This is a genomic window from Photorhabdus caribbeanensis, from assembly GCF_018448885.1.
GTDB classification, from domain to species: Bacteria; Pseudomonadota; Gammaproteobacteria; order Enterobacterales; family Enterobacteriaceae; genus Photorhabdus; species Photorhabdus caribbeanensis.
In genome coordinates this window covers 121,821-141,744 of sequence record NZ_RCWB01000005.1, presented here as the reverse complement: position 1 = coordinate 141,744, position 19,924 = coordinate 121,821, and the positions used below count along the sequence as shown (strand labels likewise).

The window sequence follows — 19,924 nt, the reverse complement described above, 5'->3', positions numbered from 1 at the left end:
AGAGACCCACCTGATAACAGGCAGGCCCTCAATTCACGCCATTCCTACGATAATTTCTGATTTACTACATCTGTTCACTACAACAACGCGACTATCATGATGAAGAAGTGCTATCACATGAGGCTGTACCATATGCAGCGAGAAATGCCTGAACAGCGATGGCAATCCTCTGAGATTTTTCCTCTGGAGTAGGTAAACCAATGCCCAAAGTAGCCTTAAGCCTTGGCGTTCCAATGATGCCATCGATAAACACCTCGGCGGAGATTTTTGGGTCTACTATGTTCAATTTTCCCTCTTTCACCTTTCGTACCAAATATTCGACAAGAAAATCTACTATCTTCTTGACCCCTTTTTCATAGTAGATTTTACCTAGTTGCGGAAAACGTTGGGCCTCCAGAGTGACCACCCGGTAATTTGCAATCATTGCCTCAGAAAGAATTACCGTGAAAACTTCCTCTGCAAAAATGGTTAACGCTTTCCCAATATCTGGTTCAGGATTCATGGTCTTGTCCAGACCGCCCTCAACCTCTTCTATTCTCTGCCTAACAACAGCGACTAACAGCTCTTCTTTGGAAGGAAATCGACTATAATAGGTTCCCTTCGAAGCATTAGCACGTCTCGCCATCTCATTGATACTGGCACCATCAAAACCCCGTTCTGCAAATACCTGAGCAGCAATCTTTAACAGCTCGTTAACTCGTTCTCCTGAAATTCTAGAGTACGAACGGGTTCTTTTGTGATCTGTTTGGGCTTTAGGTGTATTTGTCATGTAAAAACCTAAATTTTTATTGGTACCGAACGGTACGGTATACTATTATTAAGACTATAGCAGTAACACAACCGATGGCTGTGATCAAATGGCCCTGGCCAGCTACAGTCACCATGATTCTTTCAGAATCACATCGTACTACTTATGGAGAAAAAAGAAATGAACGTTGGAATAATTGGTTCAGGGATTGGTGGAGCATGCCTGGCACATGGCTTGCGCAAAAACGGAATCAAAGTGAAAGTTTATGAACGAGGCTCTGCTACATCATCCATACTTCCCGGTTATGGAATTTACGTCGATACTTTCGGCCAGCAAGCAATGCAGGAATGCCTCCCAGAAGCCAACTGGCTAACCTTTAAAAAGATTTCAAAGCCTGTTGGTGGACAGACAAGATTTTATGATGAACATCTGCGTCTCCTTCTCGCAGCTCAGAGAGATATTCACCAAGAGGATGGGGAAATCATTACCGAGGATCGGATGTCAATCAGCAGATCTGAACTTATAGAAGTACTAAACGAGGGCCTCTCAGATACCGTTCAATGGAACAAAACGTTCGAGCGTTATGAACACATGCAAAACGGTAAAGTCAGACTTTTTTTCACAGATAAAAGCCACGAAGATGTCGATGTTCTTATCGGTGCAGATGGAAGCAATTCAAAAGTACGCAAGCAGTACCTCCCGGCGATAAAAAGGCTTGATATTGGCGTCACGCTCACCGTTGGACGTGTGCGCCTTACCCAAGCTCTTGCTGACACATTGCCGCCATATTTGCTGGATGGTTCTCCCAACAACATCGTACCTAAAAGCCCTGGCGGATTGTTTGTCTCTCTATGGCGTGCTCCAATCAATACCCAGGTAAAGGCCACATCGACAGAAATTGGCGATTTTGTCATGTGGGCCTATGCAGCAGCAACGAACAGCTATCCGAATACGATTACTGATTTTCCTGCGGAATCTCTGTGTGACCTGATCTGCTCCCGCATTGCTTCATGGGACCCAAATCTGCATACCCTGATTAAACAAAGTGATATGGAAAACATCTCTGTGATTCCGTTACGCAGTATGGATCACCTCTTACCCTGGCGTTCCAGCGCTGTCACACTGCTTGGCGACGCTATTCACAACATGACGCCAATGGTAGGAATGGGGGCAAACACAGCGCTTCGAGACGCACTTTTGCTCACCCAGACCCTGACTCGGGTAGCATCCGATCATGAAGATTTAATCAAGGCGATTTCAGATTATGAACAACAAATGCGGGCATATGCTAATGAAGCCGTTGAGATTTCATTACGTACCGCGTTAAATGCAGCCGATCGTTCGATGATCAAGCGAATACTGTTTCGAACTGTACTTCGGGTTGCACAAACTTTACCGCCAATAAAGCGAGTGCTATTCCCGATAACAAAATCTGCGCAACACCAGGGAAAAATAAAATTAGGTACTACACACTCTTTGAGTAGTACGCAATAAAGAGGCTTTCACTTTACCGCCAGATAACTTGAATAAACGATTAGCAAAGAATTTTCGGTAATATTGCGTCGATTCAAGAATAGAGTTTGGTTTTGGTAAACCAGTGAGAACTTCTTTTTGAAAAATAAAGACTTGATAAGGCAGAATCGATTATTTACCATCGTATCGGCCAGAATATCTTTGTCTAAAAAATATAATAAAAATCCATGCCCGGATTATTTGGTAGGTTTTTTTTTCCAAATTTACATAGCCTTAACTCTGTACTATCCGGGCCATAAAAACTTAAGGGAATTATGCGTTTGTAAATCTATTAATTCTGTCATTTATAATATCCAGATAATTCATTTACAATTAATGAAAATAATTAAAAATCAATAATATTAATGAAATTAAATATAAATCAATCATTTAAGAAAAATAAAGGAAAACAGAACCTTTATTCGTTTTATATTATTATATTTAACTCTCCGAGATCCTGTGCACAATTCAAAGTATTTTTACACTTAAAAATCAATTATCATTCTTAGCTACAAACATCAATGTTCAGCAGTATTTAATCATTTAACCTGGAATATCATTATCTTAAAAATAACAAACATTCCATTAATAGAATCAAATAATGAATTATAGATAAATTTATTATCATTATTATTCTTATATTCTCATCATTATTTCCATCACGCCTTTGTCATCAAGCGCTGGAGGATAATCGGCCCGCAAGCTTTTCTCAGCTCATTCAACACCTTCTCACGACATTCACCGCCTGTTCCTTGAATTTCACTGGTTCCAGTCTCTATGTTCTGCCTGATTTTCATCGCTAACCCCCATATTAAACAGATGGCATAGATAACGACTGTTCAATGGCGTTTTCAATGCCTGATACCGCCGTCACCACCAGCATCAACATGCCGCCAATCATAAGAATTGAAGCCAACAAGAATCCACGTGTCACTATCTGAACCTTAACGATCGTTTCATCCAACCAGTGCCGTGCAAATTTCGCCATTGATTGATCAAAACCCTGCAATCGTGACAATAACCTCAGATAACTAATCGCCTCATCATCCGGGAAACGGTAGCCGGTATCGCGCAATGCCTCGCCAAAACCAGCCCCCATTGAAATATGTTCGAGCGTCGCCGCGATACGCACATACAGCCAGCGGGAACCCGCCTGTTCCAACAACAATTCCAGCGCCGATTGCAACATCATCCCTGAACGGATCAGCAATGACACATTCAGTATGAACATACTACCATGAATGGTTCTGTACAGTGACCACGGCGGAAACCGGTCAAGCACCGTTCGCAATCGCCCCCCCAAAAAGGATAGTGACAACCACAATAAAATGATCAATATCACCAGAAATATCAGCGAATAAAATCCATAATCATTGACAAATGTTCCCATCAAATAAAGGGTATAAGCCGCACCATCCCAGGTTTCCGGCTTAGAAACAGCGGCCAGTTTGGGCACCAAACTACCTGCCACAATATGCAGCAATACACATATCATCCCGATGAGTATCAGTGGATAAATAGATGTGCCAATAACAGCACTGCGGATCTTGCTACCCGCTTCGATCATGGCGATCGCATCCATAAAAGCGCTGCGTATGTCGCCGGAACGCTCACCCGCAGCAATAACCGCGACTTCATTGGGGCCAATCCATCGCTGTAAACTCTCCGCCAAAGTACTGCCCTGACTGACAGATTCATAGCAACTGCTTAACACCAATGCACAACCATTGTTGGGTTTATGGCCTTCGTTGCTGGCAATATTATACATTTCACGTAATGCATCAATCAGCATGATACGATTTTCCAGCATCATGATCAGATGCCCGTAAAAACGAATTCGCGCTTTCTTACCAAACTGGATCTTCGCAAATCGATAGTTCAGGCTTTCAACAAAATCAGTCATGGACATAGCATTTCACTCTATTTGATGGATCGCAGGAATAATCGGCCCCATCACACGTTCTGCGGCACGGGGATCGATTATTCCGTCATTTATTTTGCGAATAAGTGCGTCGATCTTGCTTAATCCCGCCATCTCCGAGATCCAATATCGAGTCGCTTCATGATGATGACCCATTCGATAAGCTTGCATTAAACCAGGAGAAGTGCGTATCACTTCAGCGACTACTGTTCGGCCCAAGGTACCGCACTGTTTGCAATGGTAACAACCTTCCCCCTGTAGATAAACCGACTCCGGCTGACAATAAAGATTTAGACGTTTCAACAGACGCTCGGAGACTTCTTGCTCATGCCCTCGCAGGGGAACTTTACAATGAGGACATAACACCTGAATCAGCGCTTGGCTAACCAAACCAATCACCAGCCGCGAATCCATTAATAGCGACTCCATCACCGCTTCATCCTGCAAGCGGGGCAAGATCGCTAAAGCATCATTTGCATGTATCGTAGTCCAAATAAGATGTCCGGTCATTGCTGCACGAAATGCCATCTTTGCCGTCACTGCATCGCGTATCTCACCGACCATAATCACATCAGGATCGAGCCGCATTGCATCAGCAATTGCCATCGCCCATTCCTGTTCGACAATCATGCTATCACCTCGATCTCCGGTTATAGGCGATTGATTAGCACCTTCAATTTCATATTCGGGAGGATCTTCAAGGGTCAACAGATGAATGCCAGCTTGCTCGGTTATCATCTTCTGCATCACAACTTTCAAAGTGGTGCTCTTTCCGCTACCGGTCGCACCAGACAAGAGAACCACACCGGCCCGATGCTCCATTAGTTCTTCCAGTATCTGACACTGTTCCGGCAAATAGCCGAGATCGCTTAAGGTGCACACCGTACCGGGGCTGTCCGCATACAACAATCGCAACACCATCAACATGCCGCGATCGAGCGGACGGGTATTAATACGCGCCCCGGAAAGTCCGCACTCGGCGAGAAACTCATCTTTCATTCGCGCGCGCTGCGCCTGCATCGGTTTAAAAGTCGGCTCTGCCACGTCACACATACTTTGGTAGATAGTCGCGCATAATCGCAGCCCTTCTTCCGGCCGCAGTTGCCCTATTGACCGCAAATAACCATCAATACGGCAACGGATTTCACAATAATTACGGCGAGCAACGATATGCAAATCTGACGCACGTTCCTCAGTCGCTTCGCCGATTAAACGAATGATATAACGCTGAACATCCGATTCAGTCCCTCCCAGTCCATGACTCTCGCTCTTACTGAGACGGTACAATTCCAATATGCTCCCCATGCCACAAGTGACAGTCTGATAGATAAGGCCATGTCTTTTGACCGTCTCTTCATAGGCCAGCACATGGGGATCAAGCCGGTGGGAAGCAGACACGGCAAGTACGCATTGCCCTTTCTGCTGAGGTAACTCAACAAGGCATATCAAACTGCGGTTAGATAACTCTATTTCAAGCGCACCGCTCAAGGCAGATAAAACTTTCGCCCCCTGCCTGACCATACTCAACAGATCGGAGCATGTTATTTCCATAAATATCTCCCCCCATCAGTCATTAACGGCTTAACGGCAGCGGCGGCGCAACCATCAAGTCAAGGCTATCCAGCAACGATGCATCATTGGTAGCCGTAATACCTACCTCATAGAATCGCCCCTGTTTGGAGAAAGTCACTCCCCCGGTATCAATGCGGACCACTTTATAGCCATTCGGCAACTGTTCACCTGCTTTCACATCCATGATGCCCCCTGATCGAAGCCGGAGCGTAGCAGTCAGAATCCCATTGCGCCCGAAGATTGATTTAACCAAGGGCAGGCCATTACTAATGGCATCTCTCTTATTCACCATTCTGGAAATTTTATCGAATTCAGCCTGAGCATTTGCCCTTGCGGTTTCAGCTTTAAGTAACATCAAATCCGTCTGTAACTTTTCCAGTTGCGCAGCAACGCTGTCAGTAGTTACCGCTGGCAATTCAGGCTTCTGTGCAACATGGCGCTTCGCCTGAACTGCCGGTAACTCAGTAGATGATGTTTGCGCATATGTCAGGGAAAACACCGACACCACAAATAGACTGATTATAAGCTGGCTAATTTTTTGCATAGAAAACTCCACTCAGCTTCCACTCAGGAAAACCATCAGATAACACAATCCTGGCACTGGTTACTCTCAATCCGGGAAGCGGTTTACCTGAAAACAGTGCATCTGGCGCTAATTGAGAAGTCAGTGTCCAGTTATAAGTCTGCCAATCAGGATTGGCCCACACGCGAGTTTCGCCTTCCGGTAAAGGGGACGGAGGCGGCGGTAAAACGGAAGCTTCCTCAGTTAAAGTTGGGGGCGGCAAACCTAGCGCCTGAAAATAAGACATCAGCTCAACCAGCGCCTGATCTGACGACTGCAACACATCGTCGTTATTTTCCTGATCATGACTCTGCGACTGCTCAAACGGTATCAATACCTGTGCCTGCTCCCCACCATTGGAAATTACCGGGCCAGCCCGGAAGATATTGATAGCAGCAACCTGAAAGACATTGATCGGCATCCCATCATGACGCTGATAACTCACAGAAACCGCATTAGCATCCAGCATAATGACTTCAATCTGCCAACCCGCGAGCGATAAGGGAACCTTGGCTAAAACTTTATTCCATGTAGAGAACTGCGACTCCATTGTTGGCTGCGCAAGCCACGGATGCGGAGGTGGAACTTCCACCACCTCATTGGATAAATCCGGTACCCTTATTTCTGTATTCTGCTTATAGATGTGCCACATCCACCAACCGCCAGCTAACAAGAACACAGTACCTGCGGTCATGGCAAAGAGCTTAATCTGATACTTCGACATTTCACCGGTTAAACTCTCAAGCTGGCCGACAGATTTTCTCAATGCGGACTGCGGCAACAGTTGCGCCAAGGGTACCTCCAACCACGGCGATTCAAACTCCTTCGGCGCATAAATCGCATTCCACACCCCATTGGCACCCTCAACCAGCTGCACCGTATCACGCAATTTTGCTTCGATTTCTTCACGAGTGCCGATCAAATCACGTCCTGACATTATCGCGCCCTGATGTACCGCTACCAATGCATAATGTCCATCAGGCAAATGAAACGCACCTATCCAGTTAGGTTTATCCACCGCTTTAGCAAGAACAGCCGCCAATGAATAACAACCCGGTACTCCTGCCTCCTTTGGTACATATCCGACCTGTATACTTCGTCCAACACGATGCCGGACAGCCAGGGTAAACCCTGCGGCAATCCCATTTCTACGGATGTGAGAACGTGTTAACACAGTGACAGGCGGCCGCCAGATGATGCCTGCGACCAAAGTCTTACCATATAGCTTGATTTGCATAGCGCGCTCTGCGCCTGTTTCAGTCTGGGCCATTTTTCAATCTACCACTATAGGAGTAATCATAACTACGATCACATTATGGTTTCTTTTGCCCTGACGGCTCCCACCCAAGAATTGATTATCCGGGCTACCCAAACCACTACGATCACTGGTATCTGACTGCTGTTCAAATCCTGATAGCACCAGTGTTTCACCTGAATGTAGTCTCACCTTCTGACTGAATGCGCGTAAATCTATTGTCGGCAACTGCACCTGACCGGTCGCTTTCTCGCCAAATTTCTCCAGTCTCTTTAAATCGCTCAAACTAATGTTGTACTGCAACAATATTTGCTTGTCGGCCATTGCATAAGGCAGCATCAACATATTAAAACCCGTCGTCACTGTCGCTGGCTCGATCCCTACTGAAATGCCAACTTGTGGCGTTGAAGTACTAGAAGTTGATGAAACATAACCGGTCTGGGTTGCAACCTGCATCGGTACCGCTTGCAAATTCAGTGTAGTCACCGAAGGTTGAGTCACGATAGAGACTTTACCTTGGGTCGATAATGCCTTGATCAGTAAATTACTGTCACTAAATGGCCCCTTAAGAATATGAATATTGGTACTGATATCCCCCCCCTCGGTAACACCGCTGCCCGCGCCACCCACTCCGATATGAGCGTCTTTATAGGCCAGTGACCAATCAACGCCATACTGATCAGCCCTGTCGAACGTCAGGTTAAGGATCTTGACATTAAGCACCACCTGCGTTGTCAATAATTTGTTCTGCTGATCAATATAATCCTTAATTTTATCAAGTACTTCTGGTGAATCTGTCACCACCAATGATGCCGTCGCCATCGATAAAGTTAACTTACCTTCACCGGGCGTTAGCATATTTGACACCGCTTTTTGGATCTCATCCATAACCGAACGGGTCAAAGAAGTCGCGAGAGTTTGGGAACTACCGCTGTTGCCGTTACCGCTATCGCTGCCATTTAAGCCGCCGCCGAACGTGGCATTGGTCGTCGCTGTCACGCTGGAAGATAATGCATCCGTACCCGGCAATGCATATATTTGAAACACTCGTGTCTCTGTTTTGAAAATATGCACTGCTCCATTGTGTACTTTCCAATGCAATCCTGATGACAAAATGACCGAATCAAGTAAACCAGCCAAGGAGCCATGCCAATGCACGTTTATTTTCATCTCTTCTGGTTGGCCGCTTTCAGATACTGACTGCGGGTTCGAATTGACAACAACCTCCTGCTGCTCCTGACCATTTTCTTTCACCTCTGATGCCGGACTAGGAGACGCGGCAAACCGTGCATCAGCACTGATCAGCACCGGCACGCCACAGATACGCTTGATCTTTTCCGCAAACTGACTCAACGTCATCGGCTCAGCCTCCGCCAGAGTCAACATGCAGGAAACCGTTTCCCCCTCCTTCTTCGATGGAATCTCCTTAGTCGATACCCAATAACCATGCTCGTGAACATGCACAGCCGTCATGGCGGCAGTATTGCGTAACTCCTTAATAATACTGGTAGCATTTGCCATCTCAGTATCGGCCTGCCGATCAACATTAGAGATTGCTGCACAACCTGCCAGGCCAGTCACTATATAGGGCAACAATATCAATCTGGAAAACGTCGAAAACTGGATATGCATGTTATTACCCCTGAGCCTGTACATGAACAAGCCGCTGTTCCTGATAAATATCGACAACGAAAGGACGATTCGCCATCGCGTAGGCTTCGAACAACTCGCTTACCGCATGGATAAACGTGCCATTAAAACGCAGACTAGCGCGGATAGGAAAATCATAGGAAGCATCCCATACCACTTGGTAGCCAGACCTACTCGCCCATTCTTGTGTAACATCACGCAGAGTTTGTCCCGGAGTTGCTGTCCACACCGCCGCTACAGGAACGGGTGTACGCATCGGTATTGCATAAACGGCGACACTTGACATACAAACAAGTACCGTAAAAACATATGTGATTATTTTGTTCATCGATCTTTCCAAAAAGAAAAAAAGTAAGCCAAACAACCTATTAACAAAGCCTAGTGGCCCAAAGAAAGCCCGCTTGCAAAACAACAGCTAGTATTTCCAACAACTAATATTTCCAACAACTACAGTATTTCCACCAGCGCACCGTCAGATATAAACTTCCGAACATCATCCGGTAATCGTCTGGCAAGCAGGCTCTCTACCCGTTTTCCTCTACCGTCGATAAGTCTGGAACCCTGCTTAAAACCAATCTGATCAGGTTCAGCACTCCATTTAAGCAATTCTCCGAAAGCGCCATGCAACAACCCATTGTCGCCGGAGAAGGTATTTTTGCGGAAAATATAGACATGAGTCCCTGAAATAAATCCCCCCCAGAGACACTGGCTGGCAACGTTGTCACACCAAGCATCGGTATTCACCCACGTCATATGTAGAGTGGTCAATGCCTGCCGCATCTTGCGACTCTTAATCACGCCAACGGAATGATTATTAAGCAATTGCACACCGGCTGAAGCATAGCTACGAAACAACGCGGCAACATCAGTCTTAGTGCGCACTGACTGCATACGCACTTCATATAACAACTCACCAAAAATCAGTTGCATGATAAATACAACGGCAATCCCAACAATCGCTAACGGCCACATTTATGTTCTCCTATTACTCTAGATTGGTTAACGCCAAATCATCAGATGCACAAGATGCTGCTTATCAGTTATGAATTTTCAAAATATGGGAACTGTTTTTAGAAGAATGGAACACGCTGGCAATGTTATATTTGCGATGTGGTCCAGCAATGAACGACACTATGCAATTTTTTGTATTCTTTAGATTTACCTTGGAACTCACTTCTGGATAATCCCCTAGTCCAGATCGTTGAAAAACAAGCGGTAAATCAGATTCCTGGTTGTTGCCATTTTTATCCGCTTCATACACAGCCAACACGCAACGCATACGATAATTATTAGCAATCGGAGGTGTAGAGACGGTGACTAACACAGGGGCATTTGAATTGTTAAAAAAAGGCTGACTGCGACTGTTTGCTTTACCGTCACCGCTAACATAATAAGTATCTCTCTTACTTGTTATCCCTGACGACATTCCCGATGCCAGCCAATAGCCACTGCTGATTACCGCTGGATTCGCCAATAACCGCCTGCTTCCACTAGCATCTCGCCATTCCAAATCTGACTTATCAACATTAATTCCCTGACACACCAGCAGTTCCCCCTGCTTACTCATGGACAAATTACCTAACGCAGGGCACTTGCCACCGACAAGATTTCCAGTTTGAGTGTTGATCACTAAATTATTGCCAACAACGACGTTATTATCTGCATGAATATCACCGGCAGCTAAAGTCCCTTTACTACCGGGATTAGCATTACCATCAAGGATAAACAACGTGCCATGCTCTGGATTGATAACCACTTCACCATCGCTATTTTGTTCAATATAGGAGGGTTTTCCCTGAGAGCGGGCAGAGAAGGCGATCTTATTCACACCATTAACTAGTCCGGGGCTTTGCATCGACAGCGTATTCACCTGCTCAAGACCATGACCGCCCATGTTGATGCTGGTTTCCATTCTATTCCACTCTGGATGCCCGCCTATTTTTTGGCGATGAAGCAAGTCGCCCGCCAATGTTCCTGGACCATAGATTGACGCATCCCGCATGAAGGGAGCATAAAAAATACGGCCAATTTCCTTGGGTTGTTCATTGAAAAAGCCAGTAAAAGACTCAGGCGCATTGACCTGACCATAACTATTCCAATAAGTGGCCGGATTACGATGATCCCGATTTTTATAATCCAGATACAGGCCGCCAACCCCAATCAATTGCGCAATCTTCATCGAATGTTTAGCAACATTTGGCTGTTTTCCATTAGCCATTGCTGGAATGGTATAAATCAACGGATCAATACGTTTTTTGCCATTAGGCAACATGACAACGCGTAATACGCCATCATATTTCTGACCAAGCGGATTGACCGTATTCTGGTCAAGCCCCGGAGGTAAATAGGAGGGCAGCTCTGCCCAATTAATTGGTGCTGGAGTGGGTCCACGGCTTAGAGCGACATAATTATCATTAACATAATCCACCACCGCATCACCAAGATGTTGGATCTGCCCGGCGATAACCTGATTCACCAGCATGTCACTCTGTCTGTTGAGATAAACCACACCAACCACCATCATTGATGCCAGTACTATCAGTGCAACAGTCACTTCCAGCAAAGTGAAACCTGCATCATGGCGGCTTATCATCAATATAGATACAGACTCATCATCATGCATAAATAGTCCTTCTTAATAGTAAGTAAGAAAATCTACTCCATCCGATAAACTATTTACCCCAAAAGCGATCCCGCCAAGGGAACGACACTGCGACCCACTTATGCCTGGCTACCTATTGAAAAGCGCCATAATCAATCCCGCGACTGCCAGACCCGGGCCGAAAGGTATCTGTGGCGCCGTTTTCATGCTGCGTAGTCGCCAAATCGCCAGATAACTTATTAATGTGAAACTTGCTGCGAGCAAAATCATTAATGGGAGCGCTTCCACCCCCAACCAGGCGCCAAGCGCCGCCAGAAATTTAGCATCTCCCATTCCCAACGCATCACGCTGGACCCATTGCCGGGCAATCCACGCCACCAGCCTGAAAAACAGATATCCACAAACCGCGCCACTGACGGCCAAAGGTAATGCCACAAATCCGGCAGAATGCAGATTGAACAGCAACCCTAGCCACAGCAAAGAGAGCGTCAGTTGATCGGGCAGCAACATATGTTCGAAATCAATGATCGCCAGTGCGATCAACATCGAACTCAACACTAACAACCCCAACAACCCGTAACTCCACCCCAGATACAAAGCCAGTAAAGAAAAAAGTAACGCTACCGCGCCTTCAACCAGTGGATAGCGTATAGAAATCGTACCGTTACAGTATCGACAAAGCCCTTTCTGGTACAAATAGCTCAGCAGGGGAATGTTATCGCGGGCCGCTAACACGTGGCTGCAATGTGGACAATGGGAACGGGGAAAACAGAGATTAAAGTCGGCAGACTCGCTATTGATTTCGGAGAAAATCATCATCGGCAAGCGGCAGATCACCACATTAAGAAAACTTCCGACACACAACCCTAACAACCCGGATGCCAGAACCAAGCACCCGGTAGAAGATTGCAACCACCCTATCATCATGATGATCTCCCGGCAGATTCAGCACACAACGAACCGCATTGGATAAGAGAACAACAACAAAACCAGCGAAACCGGCTTGTTTCCATCACTAAGAAAATGCAGCTTGAAAAGCCTTCACCAAGCCTGCCAAGCCACATATCACATCAAAACAATCAATGTCTTAAAATCCATGTCCTAACTGGCAGAAACAAGCGTCACGGTATTTGCATCATTGGCATTACATGCCGATTCAATTTGCGCCAAAGTCGAATCTGGTTTAATTTCTGTACCAGATTGTTGTCCTTTCCCACTCCCAACGGCCATTTTCGACCAACCAGCAACCCGCAATTTCAGCGAAAGTTGCTGGCAAGCCTCATCAGGCACATTTTGATACTCAATCTTAAAGGTTTGAGCGGTGGCATCGCCCGGAGAAATGATTACCTTGCCATTCCAACTATTAAAAATAATCCCGGTCTTACCATCCTGAGTCATATTGGCGGGAACGACTTTGTAATTAATGGCGATCTTATTATCCAAACTGTCATAGCCTTTGGCGCCATTTTTAATTGACTTCAAATTCGCGGCCATCTGAGTAATATTCGACGATTCGGTTGAGATTTCCGAAGCCCGGAACAACTTACCAATCCCGGCTGCGGCTGCGGCCAATATCACAATGCCGACAATCATCACAACCAATGCTTCAATCAGCGTAAAACCCGATTGACGCCTGACGCCACGCAATACATTGACTTTCTTATTCATGCTAATCACTCCAAAATCAAAATAAGAGACGCATTACCACTCACATACCCACCAAATGAAACAAAACATTAACACAATAATAACATACATAAAAATATTTAAAACATTTTAGTATTTCATGTTGAAATTAATCCTATGAGTTACAATTTGAAAAATAAAATTGTTTAAATCGTTCAAAAATCACACAAACAATCGTCAAAAACTATCAAATATTTTAATTTCAATCGTAAATATCGATTAAAATTGATGTTATAGCTCATTAAAAAATCAATTCATTTTATTCAGTCAATTAGCTACAAATAACAAAAAAGAAATATTTTTTATATATAAAATTAATTTGTTGTTAAGACTTACTGTTGTACCGAACTTGTCACAGATCACATTTTTGTAAAAATGGGACATACAACAGTGTTCAACACTGAGTGCTCTTTGTTAAAGAAAAAAGCCTTTCATTAACCAAGGTTTTTTAAATGCAGATAGCGAATTTTTGCTCGCTATTTATTGCTAGAAGAATCGGTAAAAAAGGAATAGGGAATTTACTACTCAATTAAAGCACAATAATACCAATCTCATGTTTTAAATAACAGAACGAAATACATATAATGATCATAAGTTGATCAGATAAAAATATAAAATTAAGTCATTAATACAGATAAATAGAAAACAACTCTATTAATTACCTTGTCTGAATTACAAGAACAATATAAATATGTAGATATGTAACATCGTTAATAAATTCATCTTGCATCCCATATCAATTAATGATAACTATAAAATAAAAAAGTGCCTTATTAACCTTGGTTGACCACAAGGCGTTGTATACAATTATTATTAAACTTGATAACAGGCAGGCATTAGAAGTATCTAAAACGGCAGTAAAAATATTATACCTATTAAAACAACGGGTTAAGATCATAAAATTCGATAATAGTTTGGAATTCACAAATCATGAAATCATTGGTAAAAAATTAGCAACCAAAATATACTTTTCCATCCTTACTCGCCTTGGAAAAGAGGGATCTATGAGAATATCAATGGGTTAATTAGGCAATACTTTCCAAAGGAAACCGATTTTAATGAGTCCTCTACTATGGAAATAAATTTTGTGGCAAACCGATTAAATAATATCCCCGAAAAACACAGGAGAAACACCGAATGAATTATTTAAGGGAGTACGAACATATTTACTTATGGATTAACGATATTGCACTTATTATTTGAATCCAAGTGATAATTTAATTTCAACATAAAATCCTTATGCATATTAGACTAATAAGTTAAACTTTTTCAGCAAATTATAAAAAAATGAAAAGATCATTATATGCACTGATAGTTATCTCAAAAAAATATTTTTTTAATAATAATTAAGAAACACGAATTAATGATATTCAACTGCAATCCATAAATGACAAATATAGAGGAAAGATTATCTATAAACAACTGGCGGATTAATATATTATAAAAGTTAATAAACACTTACCTCATTATTAAATTAACCATAAGTTATTATATAATAACTCAATACTATATATGGTGATAAATATGAAAAGAAAACATAACCAATCCGATATAGAAGACACTAATATTAAACCAGAAAATATTTTAACAGATACAAACAATGTCAATATTGACCCCAACAAAATATTTCCCAGAGGAATAATTGTGATGTTCTCTGGTGATAGCGCTCCTTCTGGATGGGCTTTTTGTGATGGTAATAATGGAACACCAGATTTAAGAAGCCGTTTTGTAATGTGCGGGGATAGTTTTTATGATAAAGGATATAGTAGTAAAGCCAGTGGCAGCTTCGATGAAAAAACCTTTTTCAAAAGCACAACACCAATTACAGTTTCAGTCAATGTCATGGTACAAGACACAGTATTAACAGAGTCACAAATACCTAGTCACAAACATATTGGCGGTATGTCTTATTGGAACTCGTATGGAATGAACTATGGTAACGCCAGTGATACCAAAACCAAATATCAAATAAATAATCCCTACGATATCTCAGATAGTCCAATATGGAAGAATCCTTCACAAGGACTTAATTATTATGCCTACACATCATATACAGGAGGAGGACAGGGGCATAATCACCAAGCAACAGCATCATCTCCTGAACATTATCATAACATTGATGTAATTCCACCTTATTATTTATTGGCCTTTATTATGAAGCTTTAACTCTATTCCACAAATATAGATTTAAATCATCTATTAATTAACAACCAGAGAGGAGCTTGCCTCCTCTAAATCTTCATAACCATACCTCTTTAACGGAAATATAAGTAATCGATATTTTGATGAGGAGGGATTATTATTATGCGAATGCAAGTTAAAAACTGATTGAAATGAATGGCTTTCATAAATTAATTGTTGTAAATATAATGTTTTTTATCGTTTTTCCTTTTCTGATATTTTATTCTTTAGGCTCTTCTATTAATTCATTCGGTAAAGATTTGCCTGAGGAAATCTGAGACAATGTTTTTTGTAACTTGGTAGAAACACTATACCTTGGCAATGAGTGGTAATGACTACCTGATAAGACAGAGAAACAGATTGTGGCAAAGAAAGAAAAACAACGGCCTCACCATGACGCGTTATTCAAGCATTTTTTAACGCAGCCCGAAACGGCCAGGGAATTTTTATCCCTTTATCTGCCCGAAGAGATCCAGTTGTTGTGTGATTTAGCCACATTGAAACTGGAACCCGGCAGTTTTGTGGATCGGCATTTACGTCAACTGCACAGTGATGTGCTCTACTCGGTTGAAACAGCTAGGGGACAGGGCTATATCTATTGTCTGATTGAACATCAGTCCACTCCTGACCCGCTGATGGCCTGGCGGCTGATGTATTATGCCATGTTAGCAATGGCGGCCCACCTGAAAAAAGGCCATACTGAACTCCCTTTGGTGGCGCCGCTGCTGTTTTATCATGGGGAGGTTCGGCCGTATCCTTACACAAACCGGTGGCTGGATTGTTTTACGCTCCCCGAACAGGCTGCCCGCTTATACCGTCAGGCGTTTCCGTTGGTGGACGTCAGTGCGCTCAGCGATGAAGAGATCCTGACGCATAAAGGGGTTGCCCTGATGGAGCTGGTGCAAAAACACATCCGCTGCCGGGACATGCTGGAATGGGTCCCCCAATTGGTGGAACTCTTGAATGCAGGGTATAATACAGCCGAACAGCGCAATGTGGTGTTATACTATATTTTACTGAATGGACATACGCTGGATCTCTCACAATTTGTCCATCAACTGATTGAACAATCTCCGGAGCATGAAACGATGTTGATGACTATTGCAGAACAGCTTGAACAAAAAGGGCTTGAGCGAGGTATTGAGCGAGGCCGAGAGGAAGGTATTGAACTAGGCCGGGAGGAAGGCATTGAACTAGGCCGAGAGAAAGGTAAAGTGGAAACGGCTCGCGCCTTATTACGGCATGGCGTCAACCTAGATATTATTATCACCAGTACCGGACTGAGCCGGGATAAAATTGAAGCGTTAAAGCATTAAATTTATCTTCTTCTTTCACAGTAAAATGCCGATATTCACAATCGGCATTTTTGTTCTTATTTTTACTGAATGGACATACGCTGGATCTCTCACAATTTGTCCATCAACTGATTGAACAATCTCCGGAGCATGAAACGATGTTGATGACTATTGCAGAACAGCTTGAACAAAAAGGGCTTGAGCGAGGCCGAGAGGAAGGCATTGAACTAGGCCGAGAGAAAGGTAAAGTGGAAACGGCTCGCGCCTTATTACGGCATGGCGTCAACCTGGATATTATTATCACCAGTACCGGACTGAGCCGGGATAAAATTGAAGCGTTAAAGCATTAAATTTATCTTCTCTTCCACAGCAAAATGCCGATATTCACAATCGGCATTTTTGTTCTTATTTATAGGGAGCGAAATGACACCTTAAGAGCACGGGGAACGCGATTAGGTGAGTTGTTTGCGGAAACAAAATCACAGTTTATAAAAAAACCAAAAATTATAATCTTATAATAAACCAATTATTGTCTTAATGAAAAAATATCAATTTTAAATAACGTTTCATAATTCTGCCACACATGACCTTATTCAACCCATTGTTATACATAGAATTATGGATGACATAAGATGTAGCGCTATTTTGGAATCTTATTTAACTATTTACTGAACTTCATAGAAAATCGATTAAATCGAATTAATACTAAATCTCATAATCAATAAGTAATCAAAAAAGTACCAATCCCTGAACATAATTAATATTTATTTAAAACTTCAAACTATAATAGATGTATTATCTGTCGCCCTAAAGAAATAATCTAACTTCAAACATAATTTCATTTTATCTATTTATTACCACCGTAAAAAATCTATTTTATTAGCACCACAATAAAACTATCTTTTTTTTACTAACCGGAAGAGATGCTTTTCCTCTTATATCACCAAGATTATTTTCTCCTATAGCGATTTGTATAATCATACTTACCTATCGATTTTTTTGATCACAAATTAATCGATGAAATAGAAAATAATCCTCCATTCATAATTTCCCTACCCCTAAAACCAAATAAAACCTCGCAAATACCTAAAACGAGTAAACAATTCCATACCAATTAATGATTATCACACACTATTAATTAATATTCCCTCAAAAGATTCATTACTTATAATCATGCCGCTTTATTAAATGCGAACTAAATAATCGCGAAATAAATTTTTTCAGCATAGATAATAACCGCCACAAGGCAGGTTGCTGCGGTAGCTATACCCATAGCTCAGTGTTAATCAAAACCTCAGTGTTAATCAAAACAAGGCAACAACGCTCTGTTTATCTTTTAAACGTAAATAACTAATCAAGGAAAAATTATGCCTACAACTCCAGAACAAATCGCTGTTGAATATCCGATCCCTACTTACCGCTTTGTTGTCTCAATTGGTGATGAGAAAGTCCCCTTTAACAGTGTTTCCGGGCTAGATATTTCTCATGACGTTATCGAATATAAAGACGGCACCGGCAATTATTACAAAATGCCCGGTCAACGTCAGGCGATCAATATTACGCTGCGTAAAGGTGTCTTCTCCGGTGATACTAAACTTTTTGATTGGCTTAATTCTATTCAACTTAATCGGGTCGAGAAAAAAGATATTTCAATCAGCCTGACTAACGAAGCTGGCACTGAAATTTTAATGACCTGGAACGTGGCAAATGCCTTTCCAACTTCATTAACCGCCCCTTCTTTTGATGCCACCAGCAATGAAGTTGCTGTTCAGGAAATTAGCCTGACAGCGGATCGAGTCACCATTCAGGCGGCTTAACGCTGTTTACTCAGAATATTACATAATAATTGGAGGCTACATGCCAACGGTACCAACCTATCCCGGCGTTTATATTGAAGAGGATGCTTCACCAGCACTCTCTATTCGATCCAGTGCAACGGCAGTGCCGGTCTTTGCTGTTGCAAACAACAATTTATTAAGATCAGATAAACTCTATATTCGTGTTAATAGTTGGATGAACTATTTAGCACTAAAAGGTGAACCATTTAATCCCAAGAATATCCTTGACGTTTCGCTACGTGCCTATTTTATTAACGGCGGTGGATATTGCTATCTCATCAAAACTCAAGAGTTAGAAACACAAGTGCCAAAACTTGACGATGTGACATTATTGGTTGCTGCCGGAGAAGAGATCAACGAGGTGACAGGAACACTTTGTCAGCCCGGTAAAGGATTATTTGCTATTTTTGATGGCCCAAAAGATCAAATCACTTCGGCTCAAAAACCAGATGAACTGCTCAAATCTTATTCTCCTACGCCTTATGGCGCAGTTTATTACCCTTGGCTGACCGCCGAATGGGGAGAAAATAAAACCGCCATTGATATTCCGCCTAGTGCAGTGATGGCCGGTATTTATGCCAGTGTCGATAACAGCCGAGGGGTCTGGAAAGCGCCCGCGAATGTTCCTATTCAGGGCGGCTTACAACCTAAATACCCAGTAACCGATGATCTGCAAACACAATATAACCAAGGCAAGGCACTGAATATGATCCGTACCTTTCCTAAGAGCGGTACGCTGGTTTGGGGTGCCCGAACACTTGAAGACAGCGATAACTGGCGCTATATCCCGGTTCGCCGCCTGTTTAACAGCGCAGAGCAAAATATTAAAAATGCCATGAGTGCTATGGTATTTGAACCCAACAGCCAACCTACGTGGAAAGCCGTCCACCGCGCTATCGATAACTATCTCCACACCCTGTGGCAACAAGGCGGCTTGATGGGCAATAAAGCCGAACAGGCTTACTTCGTCCAGATCGGTAAAGGTCTCACCATGACCGATGACGATATCAAGCAAGGCAAAATGATTGTCAAAGTCGGTCTGGCGGCAGTTCGTCCAGCCGAATTTATTATCTTGCAGTTTACGCAGAACATCGCTCAATAA

General features: G+C 42.9%; 17 protein-coding genes and 2 pseudogenes. 7 read left to right on the top strand and 12 right to left on the bottom strand.

What is annotated here, in order from left to right:
* Positions 1–94: 94 nt before the first annotated feature.
* A complete protein-coding gene (locus EAE90_RS05620) occupies positions 95–769 on the bottom strand; it encodes a TetR/AcrR family transcriptional regulator (RefSeq protein ID WP_214052657.1) in 675 nt (224 codons plus the stop codon).
* Between the two features lie 159 nt (positions 770–928).
* Here EAE90_RS05620 and EAE90_RS05615 point away from each other — a divergent pair, with 159 nt between their 5' ends.
* A complete protein-coding gene (locus EAE90_RS05615) occupies positions 929–2,242 on the top strand; it encodes an FAD-dependent oxidoreductase (RefSeq protein WP_214052656.1) in 1,314 nt (437 codons plus the stop codon).
* 677 nt (positions 2,243–2,919) lie between these two features.
* Here the strand turns inward: EAE90_RS05615 and EAE90_RS05610 are convergent.
* The 11 genes from EAE90_RS05610 to EAE90_RS05560 form a co-directional block, all read right to left on the bottom strand.
* Positions 2,920–3,057, bottom strand: coding sequence for a hypothetical protein (locus tag EAE90_RS05610; protein ID WP_214052655.1), 138 nt, complete (start codon positions 3,055–3,057; stop codon positions 2,920–2,922).
* Positions 3,058–3,071: 14 nt separating this feature from the next.
* Positions 3,072–4,169, bottom strand: coding sequence for a type II secretion system F family protein (locus EAE90_RS05605; protein ID WP_214052654.1), 1,098 nt, complete (start codon positions 4,167–4,169; stop codon positions 3,072–3,074).
* Between the two features lie 6 nt (positions 4,170–4,175).
* Positions 4,176–5,732, bottom strand: a complete 1,557-nt coding sequence (locus EAE90_RS05600; protein ID WP_214052653.1) for a GspE/PulE family protein — start codon at positions 5,730–5,732, stop codon at positions 4,176–4,178.
* A gap of 22 nt (positions 5,733–5,754) precedes the next feature.
* Positions 5,755–6,297 (bottom strand): type IV pilus biogenesis protein PilP, encoded by a 543-nt coding sequence (pilP, locus tag EAE90_RS05595; protein ID WP_214052652.1) that lies wholly within the window; start codon positions 6,295–6,297, stop codon positions 5,755–5,757.
* Complete coding sequence (gene pilO2, locus EAE90_RS05590; RefSeq protein WP_214052651.1) at positions 6,284–7,585, bottom strand: type 4b pilus protein PilO2; 1,302 nt, start codon at positions 7,583–7,585, stop codon at positions 6,284–6,286. The genes pilP and pilO2 overlap by 14 nt, the downstream gene beginning before the upstream one ends.
* 3 nt (positions 7,586–7,588) lie before the next feature.
* Positions 7,589–9,202 (bottom strand): PilN family type IVB pilus formation outer membrane protein, encoded by a 1,614-nt coding sequence (gene pilN, locus EAE90_RS05585; protein ID WP_214052650.1) that lies wholly within the window; start codon positions 9,200–9,202, stop codon positions 7,589–7,591.
* Between the two features lie 4 nt (positions 9,203–9,206).
* Entirely contained in the window at positions 9,207–9,548 is a 342-nt protein-coding gene (locus EAE90_RS05580; RefSeq protein WP_214052649.1) for a toxin co-regulated pilus biosynthesis Q family protein, read from the bottom strand.
* A gap of 119 nt (positions 9,549–9,667) precedes the next feature.
* Positions 9,668–10,192 carry a hypothetical protein gene (locus tag EAE90_RS05575; protein ID WP_214052648.1) on the bottom strand — a complete coding sequence of 175 codons (525 nt, stop codon included), beginning with the start codon at positions 10,190–10,192 and terminating at the stop codon, positions 9,668–9,670.
* Positions 10,193–10,256: 64 nt separating this feature from the next.
* On the bottom strand, positions 10,257–11,843 hold the full coding sequence (locus EAE90_RS05570) for a prepilin-type N-terminal cleavage/methylation domain-containing protein (RefSeq protein ID WP_214052647.1): 1,587 nt from the start codon (positions 11,841–11,843) through the stop codon (positions 10,257–10,259).
* A gap of 108 nt (positions 11,844–11,951) precedes the next feature.
* Positions 11,952–12,749 (bottom strand): prepilin peptidase, encoded by a 798-nt coding sequence (locus EAE90_RS05565; RefSeq protein ID WP_214052646.1) that lies wholly within the window; start codon positions 12,747–12,749, stop codon positions 11,952–11,954.
* A 174-nt stretch (positions 12,750–12,923) separates the two neighbouring features.
* Positions 12,924–13,490 carry a type 4 pilus major pilin gene (locus EAE90_RS05560; protein ID WP_214052645.1) on the bottom strand — a complete coding sequence of 189 codons (567 nt, stop codon included), beginning with the start codon at positions 13,488–13,490 and terminating at the stop codon, positions 12,924–12,926.
* A 779-nt stretch (positions 13,491–14,269) separates the two neighbouring features.
* Between EAE90_RS05560 and EAE90_RS05555 the strand changes: the two are divergent.
* The 6 genes and pseudogenes from EAE90_RS05555 to EAE90_RS05530 all read left to right on the top strand — a co-directional run.
* Positions 14,270–14,689: pseudogene (locus EAE90_RS05555) on the top strand (IS30 family transposase); the annotation flags it as partial.
* Between the two features lie 343 nt (positions 14,690–15,032).
* Entirely contained in the window at positions 15,033–15,674 is a 642-nt protein-coding gene (locus EAE90_RS05550; RefSeq protein WP_229000000.1) for a tail fiber protein, read from the top strand.
* Between the two features lie 377 nt (positions 15,675–16,051).
* Positions 16,052–17,005 carry an Rpn family recombination-promoting nuclease/putative transposase gene (locus tag EAE90_RS05545; protein ID WP_214052644.1) on the top strand — a complete coding sequence of 318 codons (954 nt, stop codon included), beginning with the start codon at positions 16,052–16,054 and terminating at the stop codon, positions 17,003–17,005.
* 50 nt (positions 17,006–17,055) lie between these two features.
* Positions 17,056–17,334 (top strand): annotated as a pseudogene (locus EAE90_RS05540) (ISNCY family transposase); the annotation flags it as partial.
* A gap of 1,017 nt (positions 17,335–18,351) precedes the next feature.
* Complete coding sequence (locus EAE90_RS05535) at positions 18,352–18,801, top strand: phage tail protein (RefSeq protein WP_214052643.1); 450 nt, start codon at positions 18,352–18,354, stop codon at positions 18,799–18,801.
* Between the two features lie 40 nt (positions 18,802–18,841).
* Positions 18,842–19,924: a phage tail sheath family protein gene (locus EAE90_RS05530; protein WP_214052642.1), complete on the top strand. Its 1,083-nt coding sequence runs from the start codon at positions 18,842–18,844 to the stop codon at positions 19,922–19,924.